Genomic DNA, 467 nt, shown 5'->3' with positions numbered 1-467 from the left:
AGCGCAGGACGTCAGCGGGCGTGTCGCCCTGCTCGATACGGACAGCCTCGCGCCCGGCCAGTCCTGCCTGGCCCAACTGGTGCTCAATGCCCCGGCGCATGCCGTACACGGCGATCGCGTGGTGCTGCGTGACCAGTCCGCGCAGCGCACCCTGGGCGGGGGGCAGGTCCTCGACCCTTTCGCTCCGGCCCGTGGGCGTCGCTCATCGCCGAGGCTTGTACAGCTGCAGGCGCTGCGCAGCGCTTCTCTGGAGGAAGCACTACCGGCATTGCTGCAGTCTGCCGGCAATGGCCTTGATCCCGCGCTGCTGGAGCGCCAGTTCAACCGCCAGCGTGACAGCTGGACGTTGCCCTCTGGTCTCTGCGAGTTGGTCACCCGGCAGGGCACGCGACTGTTCGATGCGACTCAATTGCAGGCGTTGCGCGAGGCGCTGGTCGAGGGCCTGCGACGTTTTCATGCTGAGTCCC

General features: G+C 68.1%; 1 protein-coding gene. It reads left to right on the top strand.

What is annotated here, in order from left to right; genetic code table 11:
* Positions 1–467 (top strand): hypothetical protein (locus J0A65_RS25735; protein ID WP_416135335.1); only part of this gene is annotated, 467 nt, incomplete at both ends.

It is taken from the genome of Bowmanella yangjiangensis (genome assembly GCF_017255015.1).
Classification (GTDB): domain Bacteria; phylum Pseudomonadota; class Gammaproteobacteria; order Enterobacterales; family Alteromonadaceae; genus Bowmanella; species Bowmanella yangjiangensis.
This window is presented reverse-complemented; position numbering and strand designations above follow the sequence as displayed.